At 39.3% G+C, this 16,964-nt stretch carries 18 protein-coding genes and 1 other annotated feature; all 18 genes read left to right on the top strand.

What is annotated here, in order from left to right:
• Window positions 1-84: 84 nt before the first annotated feature.
• A complete protein-coding gene (gene ftsA, locus EPL02_RS16030; protein ID WP_094910605.1) occupies window positions 85-1,389 on the top strand; it encodes a cell division protein FtsA in 1,305 nt (434 codons plus the stop codon).
• 41 nt (window positions 1,390-1,430) lie between these two features.
• Complete coding sequence (gene ftsZ, locus EPL02_RS16025) at window positions 1,431-2,594, top strand: cell division protein FtsZ (RefSeq protein WP_094910604.1); 1,164 nt, start codon at window positions 1,431-1,433, stop codon at window positions 2,592-2,594.
• 199 nt (window positions 2,595-2,793) lie between these two features.
• Window positions 2,794-3,714, top strand: coding sequence for a sigma-E processing peptidase SpoIIGA (gene spoIIGA / locus EPL02_RS16020; RefSeq protein WP_131888225.1), 921 nt, complete (start codon window positions 2,794-2,796; stop codon window positions 3,712-3,714).
• A 29-nt stretch (window positions 3,715-3,743) separates the two neighbouring features.
• Window positions 3,744-4,463, top strand: coding sequence for an RNA polymerase sporulation sigma factor SigE (sigE, locus tag EPL02_RS16015; RefSeq protein ID WP_025908846.1), 720 nt, complete (start codon window positions 3,744-3,746; stop codon window positions 4,461-4,463).
• Window positions 4,464-4,610: 147 nt separating this feature from the next.
• Entirely contained in the window at window positions 4,611-5,390 is a 780-nt protein-coding gene (sigG, locus tag EPL02_RS16010) for an RNA polymerase sporulation sigma factor SigG (protein ID WP_025908847.1), read from the top strand.
• 190 nt (window positions 5,391-5,580) lie between these two features.
• The gene (locus tag EPL02_RS16005; protein WP_025908848.1) at window positions 5,581-5,835 is read left to right on the top strand and encodes a YlmC/YmxH family sporulation protein; all 255 of its coding nucleotides are present in this window, start codon (window positions 5,581-5,583) and stop codon (window positions 5,833-5,835) included.
• A 75-nt stretch (window positions 5,836-5,910) separates the two neighbouring features.
• Window positions 5,911-6,735, top strand: coding sequence for a peptidoglycan editing factor PgeF (gene pgeF / locus EPL02_RS16000; RefSeq protein WP_094910602.1), 825 nt, complete (start codon window positions 5,911-5,913; stop codon window positions 6,733-6,735).
• Between the two features lie 7 nt (window positions 6,736-6,742).
• Window positions 6,743-7,417, top strand: a complete 675-nt coding sequence (locus EPL02_RS15995) for a YggS family pyridoxal phosphate-dependent enzyme (RefSeq protein WP_094910601.1) — start codon at window positions 6,743-6,745, stop codon at window positions 7,415-7,417.
• 23 nt (window positions 7,418-7,440) lie between these two features.
• Entirely contained in the window at window positions 7,441-7,908 is a 468-nt protein-coding gene (locus tag EPL02_RS15990; RefSeq protein WP_131888224.1) for a cell division protein SepF, read from the top strand.
• 6 nt (window positions 7,909-7,914) lie between these two features.
• Window positions 7,915-8,184, top strand: coding sequence for a YggT family protein (locus EPL02_RS15985; protein WP_025908851.1), 270 nt, complete (start codon window positions 7,915-7,917; stop codon window positions 8,182-8,184).
• A 48-nt stretch (window positions 8,185-8,232) separates the two neighbouring features.
• Window positions 8,233-9,006 (top strand): YlmH family RNA-binding protein, encoded by a 774-nt coding sequence (locus EPL02_RS15980; protein ID WP_094910599.1) that lies wholly within the window; start codon window positions 8,233-8,235, stop codon window positions 9,004-9,006.
• A gap of 84 nt (window positions 9,007-9,090) precedes the next feature.
• Complete coding sequence (locus EPL02_RS15975) at window positions 9,091-9,585, top strand: DivIVA domain-containing protein (protein ID WP_061784809.1); 495 nt, start codon at window positions 9,091-9,093, stop codon at window positions 9,583-9,585.
• 68 nt (window positions 9,586-9,653) lie between these two features.
• Window positions 9,654-9,876: a binding site (T-box leader), on the top strand.
• Between the two features lie 72 nt (window positions 9,877-9,948).
• Entirely contained in the window at window positions 9,949-12,720 is a 2,772-nt protein-coding gene (gene ileS, locus EPL02_RS15970) for an isoleucine--tRNA ligase (RefSeq protein ID WP_094910598.1), read from the top strand.
• A 181-nt stretch (window positions 12,721-12,901) separates the two neighbouring features.
• Window positions 12,902-13,195, top strand: a complete 294-nt coding sequence (locus EPL02_RS15965; RefSeq protein ID WP_131888223.1) for a conjugal transfer protein TraR — start codon at window positions 12,902-12,904, stop codon at window positions 13,193-13,195.
• Between the two features lie 79 nt (window positions 13,196-13,274).
• On the top strand, window positions 13,275-13,745 hold the full coding sequence (gene lspA / locus EPL02_RS15960; protein WP_094910597.1) for a signal peptidase II: 471 nt from the start codon (window positions 13,275-13,277) through the stop codon (window positions 13,743-13,745).
• Window positions 13,742-14,656, top strand: a complete 915-nt coding sequence (locus EPL02_RS15955; RefSeq protein WP_131888222.1) for an RluA family pseudouridine synthase — start codon at window positions 13,742-13,744, stop codon at window positions 14,654-14,656. Before lspA ends, EPL02_RS15955 begins: the two co-directional genes overlap by 4 nt.
• Before the next feature lie 192 nt (window positions 14,657-14,848).
• A complete protein-coding gene (gene pyrR / locus EPL02_RS15950) occupies window positions 14,849-15,391 on the top strand; it encodes a bifunctional pyr operon transcriptional regulator/uracil phosphoribosyltransferase PyrR (protein WP_094910595.1) in 543 nt (180 codons plus the stop codon).
• A gap of 155 nt (window positions 15,392-15,546) precedes the next feature.
• Window positions 15,547-16,857, top strand: a complete 1,311-nt coding sequence (locus EPL02_RS15945; protein WP_131888221.1) for a uracil-xanthine permease family protein — start codon at window positions 15,547-15,549, stop codon at window positions 16,855-16,857.
• Window positions 16,858-16,964 lie beyond the last annotated feature (107 nt).

Genomic DNA, 16,964 nt, shown 5'->3' with positions numbered 1-16,964 from the left:
TAATAAAAGCTAAATTGAAAGTTTGTTGTTCTTCTGACGTCAAAGTAGTAAAGATGTGTAGAATGTAAAAGGAGGTGCCAAAGAATGAACAGCAATGAAATATACGTTAGTTTAGACATCGGTACATCCAGTGTGAAAGTAATCATCGGAGAGATGAGTAACGATTCATTGAATATCATTGGTGTAGGGAATGTAAAGTCACACGGGTTAAAAAAAGGTTCTATCGTTGATATAGACGCAACAGTTCAATCAATTAGAAAAGCAATAGAACAAGCTGAAAGAATGGTTGGCATTACAATTAAAAAGGTAGTCGTAGGCATTAGTGGGAACCACGTGTTTTTACAAGATTGTCATGGAGTCGTGGCGGTATCAAGTGAAAATCGTGAAATTGCTAATGAAGATATTCACCGAGTAATTGATGCAGCACAAGTCATGTCCATTCCACCTGATCGTGAAATCATTGATGTTATTCCGAAGCAGTTTATCGTAGATGGATTAGAGGGAATTAATGATCCTCGTGGGATGATTGGCGTACGCTTAGAAATGGAAGGCACAATTATTACAGGGTCTAGAACGGTGTTACATAACTTATTACGCTGTGTAGAGAGAGCCGGTTTAGAAATCAGTGATATTTGCTTACAGCCACTTGCCTCTGGTTCAATTGCTTTATCTCGCGATGAAAAAAACCTAGGAGTTGCACTGGTTGATATCGGCGGAGGCTCTACGACTATTGCTATTTTCGATCAAGGACATTTAAAAGTGACGACCGTAGTAGCAGTTGGTGGGGAACATATTACAAAGGATTTATCGATTGGACTTCGAACATCAACAGAAGATGCAGAAGCTATTAAAATTAAGCATGGACATGCTTTCTATGACCATGCATCCGAAGAAGAGGTTTTTAGCGTACCTATTATTGGTAGCGATCAGCACCAGCAGTTTAATCAACTAGAAATCTCTGATATTATCGAAGCAAGATTAGAAGAGATTTTTGAAATGATAACGCAGGAAGTGAACCGTTTAGGATACAGAGATATTCCTGGTGGTTTTGTTTTAACAGGTGGCGTTGTAGCAATGCCAGGCATTTTAGAACTAGCACAAGTTGTGTTGAAAAATAACGTGCGCATTGCTGTACCTGATTATATTGGAGTTCGTGAGCCGCATTACACTACTGGTGTAGGCCTCATTAAGTTCGCTTATAAAAATGCAAAAATTCAAGGGCGTGAAATTGGAGCCCCAGTTGTGGAAGAACAGGTGTTTGAGGAAGAGTTTGTTCCAGCAGCGAAACCTCAGCAGCAACAAGTACAGCCACAGCAGTCAAGTGAGAAGCCAAAAAAGAAAAATGACCAAAATTTAATGAAGAAGTTCTTTGGATACTTCTTTGATTAACGTTACGGATTGGTAATTTCGATGAATTAGGAGGAACTATCATGTTGGAGTTTGATACAAGTGTAGACCAATTAGCAACGATAAAAGTAATCGGTGTAGGGGGCGGCGGTAACAACGCAGTAAACCGTATGATTGAACACGGTGTTCAAGGTGTAGAATTTATTGCAGTTAATACGGATGCCCAAGCGCTAAATTTATCAAAAGCAGAAACAAAAATGCAAATCGGCGCTAAGCTTACTCGTGGTCTTGGTGCTGGAGCCAATCCAGAGGTAGGGAAAAAAGCAGCGGAAGAAAGTAAAGAGCAAATTCAAGAAGCCTTAAAAGGTGCAGATATGGTGTTCGTTACTGCAGGTATGGGTGGTGGAACAGGAACTGGTGCTGCTCCTGTTATCGCTCAAATTGCAAGAGAACTCGGCGCTTTAACAGTAGGTGTTGTTACACGTCCGTTCACATTTGAGGGGCGTAAACGTTCTACTCAAGCAGCTGGTGGTATCGCTTCTATGAAAGAAGCTGTTGATACGCTAATTGTTATTCCAAACGATCGTTTATTAGAAATCGTAGATAAAAACACACCAATGCTTGAAGCATTCCGTGAAGCAGATAACGTACTACGTCAAGGTGTGCAAGGTATCTCTGATTTAATCGCGGTACCTGGACTTATCAACTTAGACTTTGCCGATGTAAAAACAATTATGTCTAACAAAGGCTCTGCATTGATGGGGATTGGTATTGCAACAGGTGAAAATCGTGCGGCCGAAGCAGCTAAAAAAGCTATTTCAAGCCCATTGCTTGAAACATCAATTGATGGTGCGCAAGGCGTACTAATGAACATTACTGGTGGAACAAACTTAAGCCTGTATGAAGTTCAAGAAGCAGCTGACATTGTCGCTTCTGCATCAGATCAAGAAGTAAACATGATTTTTGGTTCGGTTATCAATGAAAATCTAAAAGACGAAATCGTTGTTACAGTTATTGCGACAGGCTTTAGTGATCAAGACCTATCTCAAGGTAAGCCGGGACGTCCATCTTTAACAGCTAACCGTGTGCCGCAACAGCAACAGCCTGTGGCTGCTCCGCCAAAGCGTGAAGTGAAGCGTGAAGAGCCTGTTCAACAAGAATATTCTCGTCCAACGCAGCCTCAATCGTCATCAGATGATGCTTTAGATATTCCAACGTTCTTACGTAACCGAAATCGTAGACGCTAAAAAAATGCGCTGATCTTAAAAGAGATCAGCGTGTTTTTTTTTTTTATTCTTTGTTCAATAGATAAAGAATGACAAATATCGGATTATTTCCTCAAAAATACTGCTTGTTTCTCCCCATGAAATGACAGACTTTCTACTAGATTATGCTTTATACTAATTTTTAACAAAAGAGATTAAGAGGAATGGAGAGGTTCAATCATTGCCAATCTATTTAGATTTAATCTGGATTCTTAATTTTGGATTAGATACGATTTTGCTACTTTTATGCGCAACGGTTTTAAAGCGGCAGTTTAAATGGTGGCGACTTTGCTTAGGGGGATTTATTGGCTCTTTAATTGTACTTCTTATGTTTACTGAATTTTCTCATATTATGCTCCATCCTGCAGTTAAAATTATGTTCTCCCTCATTATGGTGTTAGTAGCTTTTGGGTATAAGCGTCTGCGTTTCTTTGTTGAAAATTTATTGACATTGTACTTTTCAACGTTTGTCGTAGGTGGTGGATTAGTAGGAATTCATTTCCTATTTGATCAACAATATTTGCTGGTAGATGAAATGGTGAGCACACAACCGCAGTTTGGAGACCCTATCAGCTGGTTATTTGTATGCATAGGTTTCCCTATTCTAGCCTATTTCTCTAAGGCGAGAGTTGAAGATATGAAAATGAAAAATATTACATTTGATCAGCTAGCAGATGTGAAGGTTAGTTTAAACGGTGTAGAAATTCATACAAAAGGTCTTATTGATAGCGGTAACCAACTTGTTGATCCATTAACGAAAACACCTGTTATGATTGTTGCAGCTTCCTTACTTGAAGAAGTCCTTCCTTCCTCCCTGCTTCAATTAAGTAAAAATGTCCAATCATTTTCGCATGATGAGGATATTGATCACGACTGGTATGCGAGAGTTAGATTTGTGCCGTATCGAAGTGTTGGACAGTCTAATCAGCTATTGATGGCTTTAAAGCCTGATCACGTAAAGATTGTTCACAACTCCCAGGAAATTCATGTTGAAAAGGTGTTGATTGGAATTAGCCATACAACATTATCGGTTGAAGGACAATATGAATCAATTATTCATCCGAAGCTATTAGTCATTGGAGAAGTCAGCTCAGCTTCTTAATTTAAACAAAAATAAAAGGGGGAATTTGAATGTCTACATATCGTATTAGGTTACAGTTATGGTGGTACAAGTTATTAATCAAGTTAAAAATTAAAACGGATGAAGTATATTATATTGGCGGGAGCGAAGCATTGCCGCCACCTTTAACAAAAGATGAAGAAGAAGTATTACTGAAAAAACTTCCTTCTGGTGATGAGGCAGCAAGATCTTTATTAATTGAGCGCAACTTACGCTTAGTTGTTTATATTGCACGTAAATTTGAAAATACGGGGATTAATATTGAGGATTTAATTAGTATTGGGACAATAGGGTTAATAAAAGCAGTAAATACGTTTAATCCAGAAAAGAAGATTAAGCTAGCTACGTACGCATCGAGATGTATTGAAAATGAAATTCTCATGTACTTACGCCGCAACAATAAAATTCGTTCAGAAGTTTCGTTTGATGAGCCATTAAATATTGATTGGGATGGGAATGAGCTTTTGCTTTCGGATGTGATGGGTACTGAGGAAGATATCATTACAAAAGACTTAGAAGCCAATGTGGACAGGAAGCTCTTACTAAAGGCTCTACATCAGCTAAATGATCGTGAAAAACAAATTATGGAGTTAAGATTTGGATTAGCGGGTGGAGAAGAGAAAACACAAAAGGATGTAGCCGATATGCTTGGCATTTCTCAATCGTATATTTCACGATTAGAAAAAAGAATTATTAAAAGGCTTCGAAAAGAATTTAATAAAATGGTGTAATAAAATGCGGTAACAAGTAGGAGTTCTGATCCTGTTGTTACCGCATTTTGTTTCAGGAATAAAATGTAAGAAATTTGAATGTGCATATTTTTTCCTTTCAAGGAGATACTGAACTCAGAACATCATCTCCTGTGAGGAGGGAAAGAATTGACAAGAAATAAAGTAGAAATTTGTGGAGTAGATACTTCAAAGCTTCCTGTATTGAAGAATGATGAGATGCGCCTTTTATTTAAGGAGCTGCAAGCTGGTGATGAAACCGCTCGTGAGAAATTAGTGAGCGGTAATCTACGTCTTGTTCTAAGTGTAATTCAACGCTTTAATAACCGCGGAGAATTCGTTGATGATTTATTTCAAGTAGGCTGTATTGGGCTTATGAAATCCATCGACAACTTTGATTTAGGACAAAACGTGAAATTTTCTACATATGCTGTTCCGATGATTATTGGAGAAATTCGACGCTACTTGCGAGACAATAACCCAATTCGAGTATCGAGATCATTAAGAGACATTGCATATAAGGCACTTCAAGTGCGAGAAAGATTAATGAGTGAAACATCAAAAGAACCAACTGCAGAAGAAATAGCCAAAGTATTAGAAGTTCCACATGAAGATATTGTATTTGCGTTAGACGCTATTCAAGATCCAGTATCATTATTTGAGCCTATCTATAATGATGGAGGAGATCCTATTTATGTGATGGATCAGCTTAGTGACGAGCGAAATCGTGATTCTACTTGGATTGAAGAAATAGCCTTACAGGAAGGGATGCGTCGACTAAATGAGAGAGAAAAGCTAATTTTACGAAAGCGCTTCTTTCAAGGAAAGACTCAAATGGAAGTGGCTGATGAAATTGGGATTTCACAAGCACAGGTATCTCGTTTAGAAAAAGCAGCCATTAAACAGATGAATAAGAACATTCAAAGCTAATATTTTTGGCTTCATACGTATGATAAACCGCCGCATAGATTACTCTGTGCGGCGGTTTGTTTGATAGAAGAAAAAGCGCGTAAAATTACCTTTTCTTTCATGAAACCACTCAAGTTTAAATATACATATACAAAGGGATTTTTTCGTTTCTTAAAATGACGTGTTGGATAAGAGAGTAGGGGGAATAGGGATGTTAAAGATTTCTGAATTTCAAATTAAAGATGTAGTTAACGTAGCAGACGGCAAGCGATTAGGGCATGTGGGAGACATTGATATTGATTTGGCTACTGGTAAAATTCAGGCAATCGTCATCGGTAATTCAAGAATGCTTGGTTTTTTTGGGAAGGAAGAGGAAATTGTTATTCCGTGGCGAAACATCGTAAAGATTGGTTCTGACGTTATTTTAGTACGCTATAAAGACAGCTATGAACTTGAAGAGAATTAATGTATTTTTATAAACAGCTATTCTCAATCTGTGGTACAATATTTGAGAACAATAGATAAAGGGTGTGTCACATACATGAATAAAGCTGCTTTTACAAAAAGCCATCATGAATCGTTTATGTGGCTTCGTCCATGGATGAATGAAAATAGTCAGCTGATTAGTGGCTTTACGACTAAAAATGGTGGGGTAAGTGAGCTCCAGTTTACGTCATTCAATCTAGGACTGCACGTACATGACAACAAAGAACACGTTATTTTAAATAGAGAAATGTTAGCTAACCATCTAAATATGCCCTTATCAAGTTGGGTTTGCGCTGAACAAGTACATAATTCAGTTGTACAAAAAGTAACGCGTAAGCAATCAGGAAAGGGAACGCATGTTTATGATGATGGAGTTGCACAAACAGATGGAATTTATACAAATGAATCAAACGTCTTGTTAGCACTATGCTATGCGGACTGCGTGCCTCTATATTTTTATGCTCCAAACCATCATATAGTAGGACTAGCTCATGCTGGATGGCAAGGAACGGTTAAAGATATTGCAGGTGAGATGGTTCGGAAATGGGTACAGGAAGAGAGAATACCTGTTGAAGATATTTATGCTGCTGTAGGTCCAGCGATTGAATCATGTTGCTATATTGTCGATGACCGCGTCATTTCAGCAGTGAACAAGATAGCGCCATCAGCGGACGTATATGTGCAAACTTCTCCCAATCAATATCGATTAGATTTGAAAAAACTAAACGTTTATTTGATGAAAAAAGCTGGTGTAAATGAAGCGAATATTACTGTTTCATCCTATTGTACAAGCTGTGAAGATGATCTATTCTTTTCGCATCGTCGCGATCAAGGTAAAACCGGTCGTATGTTTAGCTTTATAGGTTTTAAGGAGGATTGACTACATAGTGACAGCAAGCGTAGCAAGCAATTTAGAACAAGTAAAAGAACAAATTAAACTAGCCTGTGAGAAGGTAGGGCGTCATCCAGAAGAAGTAAAGGTTGTAGCCGTGACAAAATACGTATCTACTGAACGTGCACAAGAGGCCGTAGCTGCAGGTCTTATACACCTAGGGGAAAATCGTGACGAAGGTATGACGGAGAAATATGAGACAATTAGTAACAACGCTACATGGCACTTTATTGGGACGCTTCAAACGCGTAAAGTGAAAAATATTATCAACCAAGCATCGTACATCCACTCGTTAGATCGCTTATCGCTAGCAAAAGAAATTAATAAACGAGCAAGTGAACCAGTAAAATGTTTTGTGCAAGTAAATGTTGCTGAAGAAGAGTCTAAACATGGGTTATCAGCTGATGAGGTTGTTCCATTTATTCAAGCATTAGAGGAATACCCAAATGTTCAAGTGGTTGGACTAATGACAATGGCTCCTCATACAGATGATGAGCAGGTCTTACGAAGTTGTTTTAAAGACTTAAAAAAGCTACAGCAAGAAATTCAAACTCTTAATTTACGCTATGCTCCTTGCCAAGAGCTCTCAATGGGAATGTCAAATGATTATCAAATTGCTATTGAAGAAGGAGCAACATTTATTCGATTAGGAACCACGCTGGTTGGTTAAGAACGTTAAGGAGGTGTCAGGCGATGAGTATGAAGAATCGTTTTAAAAGCTTTTTTGCCATGGATGATGAAACAGAAGAGTACGTAGAAGAAAGATACGATCAAAAAGAATATGACAATGAACCTGCTGCTGTTCAACCTTCTAAGGCCCAAAAGCAAGTGAACAGTCAGCAACAAAATGTTATAAGCTTACAAAGCGTACAAAAGTCATCAAAGATGGTTTTATCTGAACCACGAGTCTATGCCGAAGCCCAAGATATTACCGACCATTTAAAGAACCGCAAAGTCGTTGTTGTGAATTTACAGCGCATTCAGCGTGATCAAGCAGTAAGAATAGTCGACTTTTTAAGCGGAACGGTTTATGCTTTAGGTGGTGACATTCAAAAAATCGGAACCGATATTTTTTTATGTACGCCAGACAATGTCGATGTTAGTGGCAGCATTTCAGATATGCTCACTGAACATGAAACAAGCAACGTAAAGAGGTGGTAACCGTATATGGAAATCGTACTTAGGATTTTACTCCAACTAATCGAGATTTACTCTTGGGCACTCATTATTTACATTTTTATGTCGTGGGTTCCGGATATTCGTGCATCTCGATTTGGACAAATGCTGGGAAGCATTTGTGAACCTTACCTTGAGCCGTTTCGACGAATCATTCCTCCGCTTGGAATGATTGATCTCTCACCATTGGTAGCTATTCTTGTGCTACGTTTTGCAAGTGGTGGACTCGTATCGCTATTTAGAATGTTAGGGTTCATATAAAAAGGAATCATTTGATTCCTTTTTTACATATGAGCAAGGAGAGTAGACATGTCTATTTATCAACATTTTCGAGAAGAAGAACGAGCATTTATTGACCTCGTATTGGAGTGGAAAGAAGATGTTCTTAATCAATATAGCCCAAAGCTGACGGACTTTTTAGACCCTCGCGAGCAGCAGATTGTTTCAGCTATCATTGGAACAGAAGGAGAAGTGCTTGTTTCGTTTGACGGTGGAAGTGAACAAGGAGAACGAAAGCGAGCGCTTTTGTATCCTGATTATTATGAGGCGAGAGATGAAGATTTTCAACTGAGCTACTACGAGCTGCACTATCCTAGTAAGTTTGTAAACGTGGAGCATCCTCAAGTATTAGGAGCTTTAATGTCGCTTGGGTTAAAACGGTCGAAGTTTGGTGATATTTTAGTGCAAGATGAGCGGATACAGCTGGTTATTGCCGATGAAATATCTTCTTACGTAGAAGCAAACTTCACTTCAGTGGGAAAAGCAAAAATATCCCTTGTGAAAAAAGGGCGTACAGAGTTGCTTCAAATTCAAAGTGAATTTCAGGAAAAAACGTATACCGTATCATCCATGCGGTTAGACGTTTTACTATCTACCATTTACAATCTATCTCGTCAAAAAGTGCAGCCGTTTATTGGTAATGGAGCGGTAAAAGTAAATTTTAAAACGGTTGAACAGCCTTCTTTTGAATGCAAAGCAGAAGATGTGCTTTCGTTAAGAGGGTTTGGTCGAAGTAAGGTCATATCCATTGAAGGGAAGACAAAAAAAGACAAGTGGCGAGTAGTTGTAGGAAAACAACAATAACAAAAATTGTAAGCAGGAAATAACAGAAATATGTCGAATATTCCATTACAAACAATGTAATGAGACAACGTGGAGGTGGCCTACATGCCTTTAACCCCTTTAGATATTCATAACAAAGAATTTAATCGTGGGTTTCGTGGATATGATGAAGACCAGGTCAATGAATTTCTTGACCAAGTAATTAAGGATTACGAATTAATTATTCGTGAGAAAAAAGAATTAGAAGCGCGAGTAACTGAACTTACTGAAAAGGTAGGACATTTTACTAACATCGAAGAAACACTGAATAAATCAATTTTAATTGCTCAAGAAGCAGCAGAAGACGTAAAGCGAAATGCAGAAAAAGAAGCGAAGCTAATTGTAAAAGAAGCGGAAAAAAATGCTGATCGTATTATCAATGAAGCTTTATCAAAGTCTCGTAAAATTGCGATGGATATTGAAGAGACGAAAAAGCAGTCAAAAGTATTCCGTACTCGTTTTAAAATGTTAATTGAAGCTCAGTTAGAAATGTTAAATAGTGATGATTGGGATCAATTAATGGACTATGAAATGCCGGCGTTAGAAGAAAAAATCGACTAGTCAAGACAGAACCTTGACTTCTTTCGTTTTGTTGTCATATAATTTGGTAACAGATGAAATTTCATACGTATAGTACGGAGATAGGGACAGTAGTTTCTTGCATGATTACGTTTAGCGAACCGAGGAGGGTGAGAGCTCGGTCTAATCAAAGAAACGAATATCACCCTGGAGTATTGCTGCTGAAACGAAGTAAGCAGCGACGTGTTATTCACGTTACGAATGCTGAGAGGACAAGCGGAAGTGCAGTTTGTCTACAAGGGTGGTACCGCGGGAGACCTTCTCGTCCCTTTTTGGGATGAGAAGGTCTCTTTTTGTTGTAGCTATATACGGAATGAAATTTACGATTTTATGGAGGTTAGAACTTTGGAATATAAAGATACGTTATTAATGCCGAAAACAGAATTTCCTATGCGTGGAAATTTGCCAAATCGTGAGCCACAAATGCAAGAAAAGTGGGCAGAAATGGACATTTATGCAAAAGTTCAAAAGCGTACAGAAGGTCGTCCGTTATTCGTTTTACATGATGGCCCTCCTTATGCAAATGGTGATATTCACATGGGTCATGCACTGAATAAAATCTTAAAGGACTTTATCGTTCGCTATAAATCTATGTCAGGTTTTTGTGCACCTTATGTACCTGGTTGGGATACGCACGGTTTACCGATTGAAACAGCTTTAACAAAGAATAAAAAAGTTAACCGTAAAGAAATGAGCGTTGCTGAATTCCGTAAGCTTTGCGAACAGTACGCGTGGGAGCAAGTGGAAGGTCAGCGTGAACAGTTTAAACGTTTAGGTGTACGTGCTGATTGGGATAATCCTTATGTGACACTTCAGCCTGAATACGAAGCTCAGCAAATTAAAGTGTTTGGAGATATGGCGAAAAAAGGTTATATCTACAAAGGGCTAAAACCAGTTTATTGGTCTCCATCTAGTGAATCAGCGCTAGCAGAAGCTGAAATTGAATATTACGATAAGCGTTCTGCTTCTATTTACGTTGCGTTTAATGTAAAAGATGGTAAAGGCGTAGCGGAAAGCGATGAGAAATTTATCATCTGGACAACAACGCCATGGACAATGCCGGCAAACTTAGCTATCGCTGTAAACCCAGAGCTTCAATATAGCGTAGTGGCCGTAGATGGTGCTAAATACATCGTGGCATCAGAACTTGTTGAGACCGTTGCAAAAGAAATTGAATGGGTTGAATATGAAGTAGTGCGTACTATGAAAGGTGCTGAACTTGAGCACGTAGTAGCAGAACATCCAATTTACAAGCGTGATTCTCTACTCGTTTTAGGTGACCATGTTACAACTGATGCGGGTACTGGTTGTGTTCATACGGCTCCAGGACACGGGGAAGATGATTTTATTGTGGGTCAAAAATACGGTTTAAGTGTACTTTGTCCAGTTGACAGCAAAGGTCACATGACAGAGGAAGCACCTGGATTTGAAGGCTTATTCTATGACGAAGCAAACAAGCCAATTACAGAAAAACTTCAAGCCGAAGGCGCGCTGTTAAAGCTATCGTTTATCACGCATTCATATCCACATGACTGGCGTACGAAAAAGCCGACAATTTTCCGTGCAACAGCGCAATGGTTTGCATCAATTAAAGACTTCCGCAAAGAGTTATTAGAGGCAGTAGAAAAAACACAGTGGGTTCCTGCTTGGGGCGAAACGCGTCTTTATAACATGGTTCGTGATCGTGGAGACTGGTGTATTTCTCGTCAACGCGCATGGGGCGTACCAATTCCTGTGTTTTATGCTGAAAATGATGAGCCGATTATTACGGATGAGACAATTGAGCATGTATCAGAGCTTTTCCGTCAGCACGGTTCGAACATTTGGTTTGAGCGTGAAGCAAAAGATTTATTACCAGAAGGCTTTACTCATCCTGGTAGTCCAAACGGTCAGTTTACAAAAGAAACGGATATTATGGACGTATGGTTTGATTCTGGATCTTCTCACCAAGCTGTACTTGAAGAGCGTGAAGGGTTACAGCGTCCTGCTGACCTTTATTTAGAAGGATCTGACCAATATCGCGGTTGGTTTAACTCAAGTTTATCTACAAGCGTTGCTGTAACGGGTGAAGCACCTTATAAAGCCGTTTTAAGTCATGGTTTTGCTTTAGATGGTGAAGGTCGTAAAATGAGTAAATCACTTGGTAACACGGTTATTCCAGCTAAAGTTATGAAACAGTTAGGTGCAGATATTCTACGCTTATGGGTAGCGTCTGTTGACTACCAGGCAGATGTACGCGTATCTGATAACATCTTGAAACAAGTAGCTGAAGTATATCGTAAAATTCGTAATACGTTCCGATTCCTATTAGGAAACCTGGCAGATTTCAATCCACAAACGGATGCAATTGCAGTAGAGCAGCTTCGCGAAGTGGATCGTTACATGCTAGTTAAGCTAAATAAATTAGTCGATAAAGTCAAAAAATCATACGATGCATATGAGTTCTCAAGTATTTATCATGCGGTTCATAATTTCTGTACAATTGATATGAGTTCGTTCTATTTAGATTTTGCAAAAGACGTATTATATATCGAAGGTGCAAACAACGTAGAACGTCGTAGCATTCAAACCGTTCTTTACGAAACGCTACTATCTCTAACAAAGTTAGTATCTCCAATCCTTTCTCATACAGCTGATGAGGTATGGGTTCACATTCCAAACGTAGAAGAAGAAAGCGTACAGCTAGTGGATATGCCAGAAGTGAAAGAAATTGCTGGTGCAGATGAGCTAGAGAAGAAGTGGGATGCGTTTATGGAACTACGTGATGAAGTGTTAAAAGCACTTGAACAAGCTCGTAATGAAAAGGTAATCGGAAAATCTCTTGAAGCGAAGTTGACTCTATACCCAAATGCTGAAACGAAGCAATTGTTAGCATCTATCTCAGAAAATGTAGGTCAATTGTTTATCGTTTCAGCCTTAGAGATTGCTGGTGATGTAGCAGATGCACCGGAAACTGCACAGCGCTTTGAGCATGCAGCAATCGCTGTAACACCTGCTGAGGGAGAAAAGTGTGAACGTTGTTGGACAGTTACAACAACAGTTGGTTCAGACTTAGCTCATCCAACATTATGTGCAAGATGTGCAGATGTTGTGAAAACGAACTACGTTCAGCAGTAAATGGAAAAAGCACGCTCTTTATGAGCGTGCTTTTTTTTGAGGAGAAAAGACTGTACGAAATTCCCAACACCTATTGCTATTAGGTTTTTCAATGAAGGAAAAACTTGTCGTGTTGTATTCGTCCTCATATCGGTAACGATAAAATCAAGAAGATTGATTTCATCGATAAGGAGGCGGTTTAATGTACGAGCAGTACCTTTCAATTGGACAAGAACTATCAGTTATAAAGGAAGAACTACAAGAACGCCTAATTCAATATGATGGTAATACGAATGAGATGAAATATGACCCCTATAAAGAACGATATGTTATTGATATGATTAAAGCAGATTTAAAAGATGTAGAGCGAGCTTTAGCAAAGCTCGATGTTGGAGCGTTTGGAATAGATGAAAATACAGGGGAGCAAATGTGTATTCATAAATTAAAAGTTATTCCAACGGCCAGAACGGAACAAGATTTATTTGTTTTATGGTAAGAAGCGAGAAAAAATATAAAATGTATGCTAAAATGCTGTAGTATGGATTCGTTTGACTTTACGGCAGGAGGAAACGGCTTTGTTTTATTATATGATCGCTTTAGCTATTATTATTTTTGACCAGTTAACAAAGTGGATTGTAGTTAAAGAAATGGAACTTGGTGAAAGCATTCCGGTGGTTGAAAACTTTTTGTATATTACTTCACATCGAAACAGAGGAGCAGCTTGGGGCATCTTAGAGGGACAAATGTGGTTTTTTTATGCCATTACTGTTGTTGTTGTAATAGGGCTTATCGTGTATATTCGCAAAATAAATAAAGCGGATAAGTGGCTTGGAGTAGCGCTTGGACTGATGTTAGGTGGAGCAATAGGAAACTTTATTGACCGTGTTTTTCGCCAAGAAGTGGTGGATTTCGTTAATACATACATTTTCACATACGATTTTCCAATCTTTAACGTTGCGGATTCAGCATTGGTAGTCGGTGTTGGAATTATGTTTATCCTCACGTTATTTGAAGGAAAGCAAAAGAAGGAGAGCACGAAAGAATGAGCGTAGTTGAAATTATTATTGAAGAAGGACAAAAAAGTGAACGTATTGATAAGGTATTAGCAACTGCTAATGCAGAATGGTCACGTTCACAGGTTCAGCAGTGGATTAAAGATGAGTGTGCAAAAGTAAACGGCGATACGGTAAAAGGAAACTATAAATGTAAAGTTGGGGATGTTGTCACTTTAGAGGTCCCTGATTTAAAAGAACCAGATATTGTTGCTGAAGAAATGGATTTAGATATTTACTATGAAGATGAAGATGTGTTAGTCGTTAACAAGCCTAGAGGTATGGTTGTTCATCCAGCTCCAGGCCATTATACAGGAACCCTTGTAAACGGCTTAATGGCTCACTGCAAGGATTTATCCGGTATTAATGGAGTAACGAGACCAGGAATCGTACATCGTATTGATAAAGATACCTCTGGACTGCTAATGGTAGCAAAAAACGATATGGCTCATGAATCACTTGTAAATCAGCTTGTTGCTAAAACAGTAACGCGACGTTACAAGGCGATTGTACACGGCGTTATTCAACATGATCATGGTACAATTGATGCACCAATTGGCCGTGATAAGCAAGATCGTCAAAGCATGACCGTTACAGATGATAAATCTCGTGATGCCGTAACGCATTTTACAGTATTGGAACGTTTTAAAGATTTTTCTTTAGTGGAGTGTAAGCTTGAAACGGGAAGAACCCATCAAATTCGCGTTCATATGAAATACATTGGTTTTCCACTTGCAGGAGACCCAAAGTATGGACCGAAAAAGACGCTTCCTATTGAGGGACAAGTACTTCACGCTGGCGTTTTAGGCTTTGTACATCCTCGTACAAACGAGTATATCGAGTTTGAAGCACCTGTACCAAAAGTATTTGAAGAAATGCTGGAGCTACTTGAAAAAAGAAGTTGACAAGAAGTAAACAAACTGTCATACTGTAGATAACTTAATGAGAACCTTTAAAGACAGTCCCGTGAGGCTGAGAAGGAAACGTTCAAAAACGTGGGGTATTTCTACCCTTTTCTACAGATTAACGTAGACGTTTTAATCCTCTCACCTTAGCGGTAGAGGATTTTTTTATGTCACAATTGGGGTGAAGAACAGATGAATGTAAAAGCAACTGTACTAGATAACCAAGCAATTCGTCGCGCATTAACAAGAATCGCGCATGAGATTATTGAAAAGAATAAAGGGATTGATAACTGCGTCCTTGTTGGAATCAAGACGCGTGGAATTTATATAGCAAAGCGTCTAGCTGAGCGTATTGAACAAATTGAAGGAAAAACGCTACCAGTTGGAGAGCTAGATATTACGCTTTACCGAGATGATTTATCGAAAGTAACGAATAATGATGAGCCACTTGTAAAGGGATCGGATATCCCTACAGATATTACAAGCAAAAACGTCATATTGGTTGATGACGTATTGTATACGGGTCGTACGGTTCGTGCAGCTCTGGATGCGCTCATTGATATCGGCAGACCTGAGCTAATTCAGCTAGCTGTGCTTGTGGATCGAGGCCATCGAGAGCTTCCGATTCGTGCGGACTACGTTGGGAAAAACGTGCCAACAGCGAAGTCAGAAAAAATTGCCGTTCAATTAGCAGAAGTTGATGAACTGGACCAAGTAGCCATTTACGAAAAATAATATACACGCCCTTTTAAACGGTAGTCCCGTGAGGCTGCAAAAGGGGGAAACACTGCGTGAAGCAAATGATTTGTCATGTTGTTTTATGCTGTGGAAACCTCTTTGCGCACTTGTGTAAAGAGGTTTTTTTATGGGCGTAAAAGGAGAAGAGAAAAATGAAACAACAAATTATACTTGATATACACGATCGACCAAGTCCGGTAAAATGGTTAGCCCTTAGTATTCAGCACCTGTTTGCGATGTTTGGAGCAACGATTTTAGTTCCATTTCTAGTAGGATTAAGCCCAGCAGTAGCACTTGTATCAAGTGGAGTGGGGACCCTGGCATTTCTGCTAATTACGCGAGGGCAAGTACCGGCTTACCTTGGATCATCCTTTGCGTTTATCGCACCAATTATTTCAGCCAAAGCAACGCTTGGACCTGAACAGGCCATGGTAGGTTGTTTCCTAGCAGGGTTAGTATACGGAATTGTAGCTCTTGTTATTAAAGGAACAGGAATTAACTGGGTCATGAAGATATTGCCACCAATCGTAGTAGGACCCGTTATTATTGTAATTGGTTTGGGCTTAGCGAACACGGCTGTAAGCATGGCGATGAATGATGCTGATGGTAATTACAGCAGTCAATACCTGCTTGTAGCCCTTGTTACACTCGCTATTACGGTCATTTGCTCAGTATACTTTAAAAACATTATTAGCTTGATTCCAATCTTTATCGGAATTGTTGGAGGCTATCTTTTTGCCTATACACAAGGCTTAGTAAGCTTAAAAGAAGTAAAAGAAGCACCATTCATTGCAGTCCCAGATTTTTATATTCCATTCGTGTCCTACACGCCATCGATTTCGCTAGGCATTATTCTAGTCATGGTCCCTGTAGCTGTAGTGACGCTTTCAGAACATATTGGACATCTGCTGGTGTTAAATAAGATTGTGGATCGTAACTATATCGAAAAGCCAGGCTTGCATCGCACTGTGTTAGGTGATGGAGTTGCAACGATGCTTGCAGGCTTAATCGGAGGTCCTCCTAATACAACATACGGTGAAAACATCGGAGTACTTGCAATTACAAGAGTGTTTAGCGTCTTTGTACTAGGAGGAGCAGCGGTCATTGCCATCTTGTTTGGATTTAGTGGAAAAGTGACGGCGCTTATTTCAAGCGTACCTTCACCAGTCATGGGTGGTGTATCAATCCTCTTGTTTGGAATTATAGCTGCATCAGGGCTGCGCATGATGGTTGACGGACAGGTTGACCTTGGAGATAAACGCAACTTAGTCATCGCATCAATCATTCTCGTATTAGGAGTTGGGGGAGCACACCTTGAGCTTTCTGAACAAGTACAGATCGACGGAATGGCACTTGCAACGATTGTAGGAATCATCTTAAACCTTGTACTGCCAAAATCGAAAGAACAAGAAGCTGTGACTTCAGAAGTGGAAGAAATGCAAGGAAATCAAAAAATTTCATAAACGCCTTTTAAAAGAAATCCAGAGAGGTTTCCAAGGGTGTAGTACAGCGCGTCAAAGACGATGCTTGTTTTCTCACACCCTTTCTATATCAAGAGAGGGTGTTTTTT

It is taken from the genome of Bacillus sp. CBEL-1, assembly GCF_004348885.1.
GTDB lineage: Bacteria > Bacillota > Bacilli > Bacillales > Bacillaceae_H > Priestia > Priestia aryabhattai_A.
Note: the sequence above shows the minus strand (reverse complement) of the source record. Positions and strands in the feature narration are given on the sequence as shown.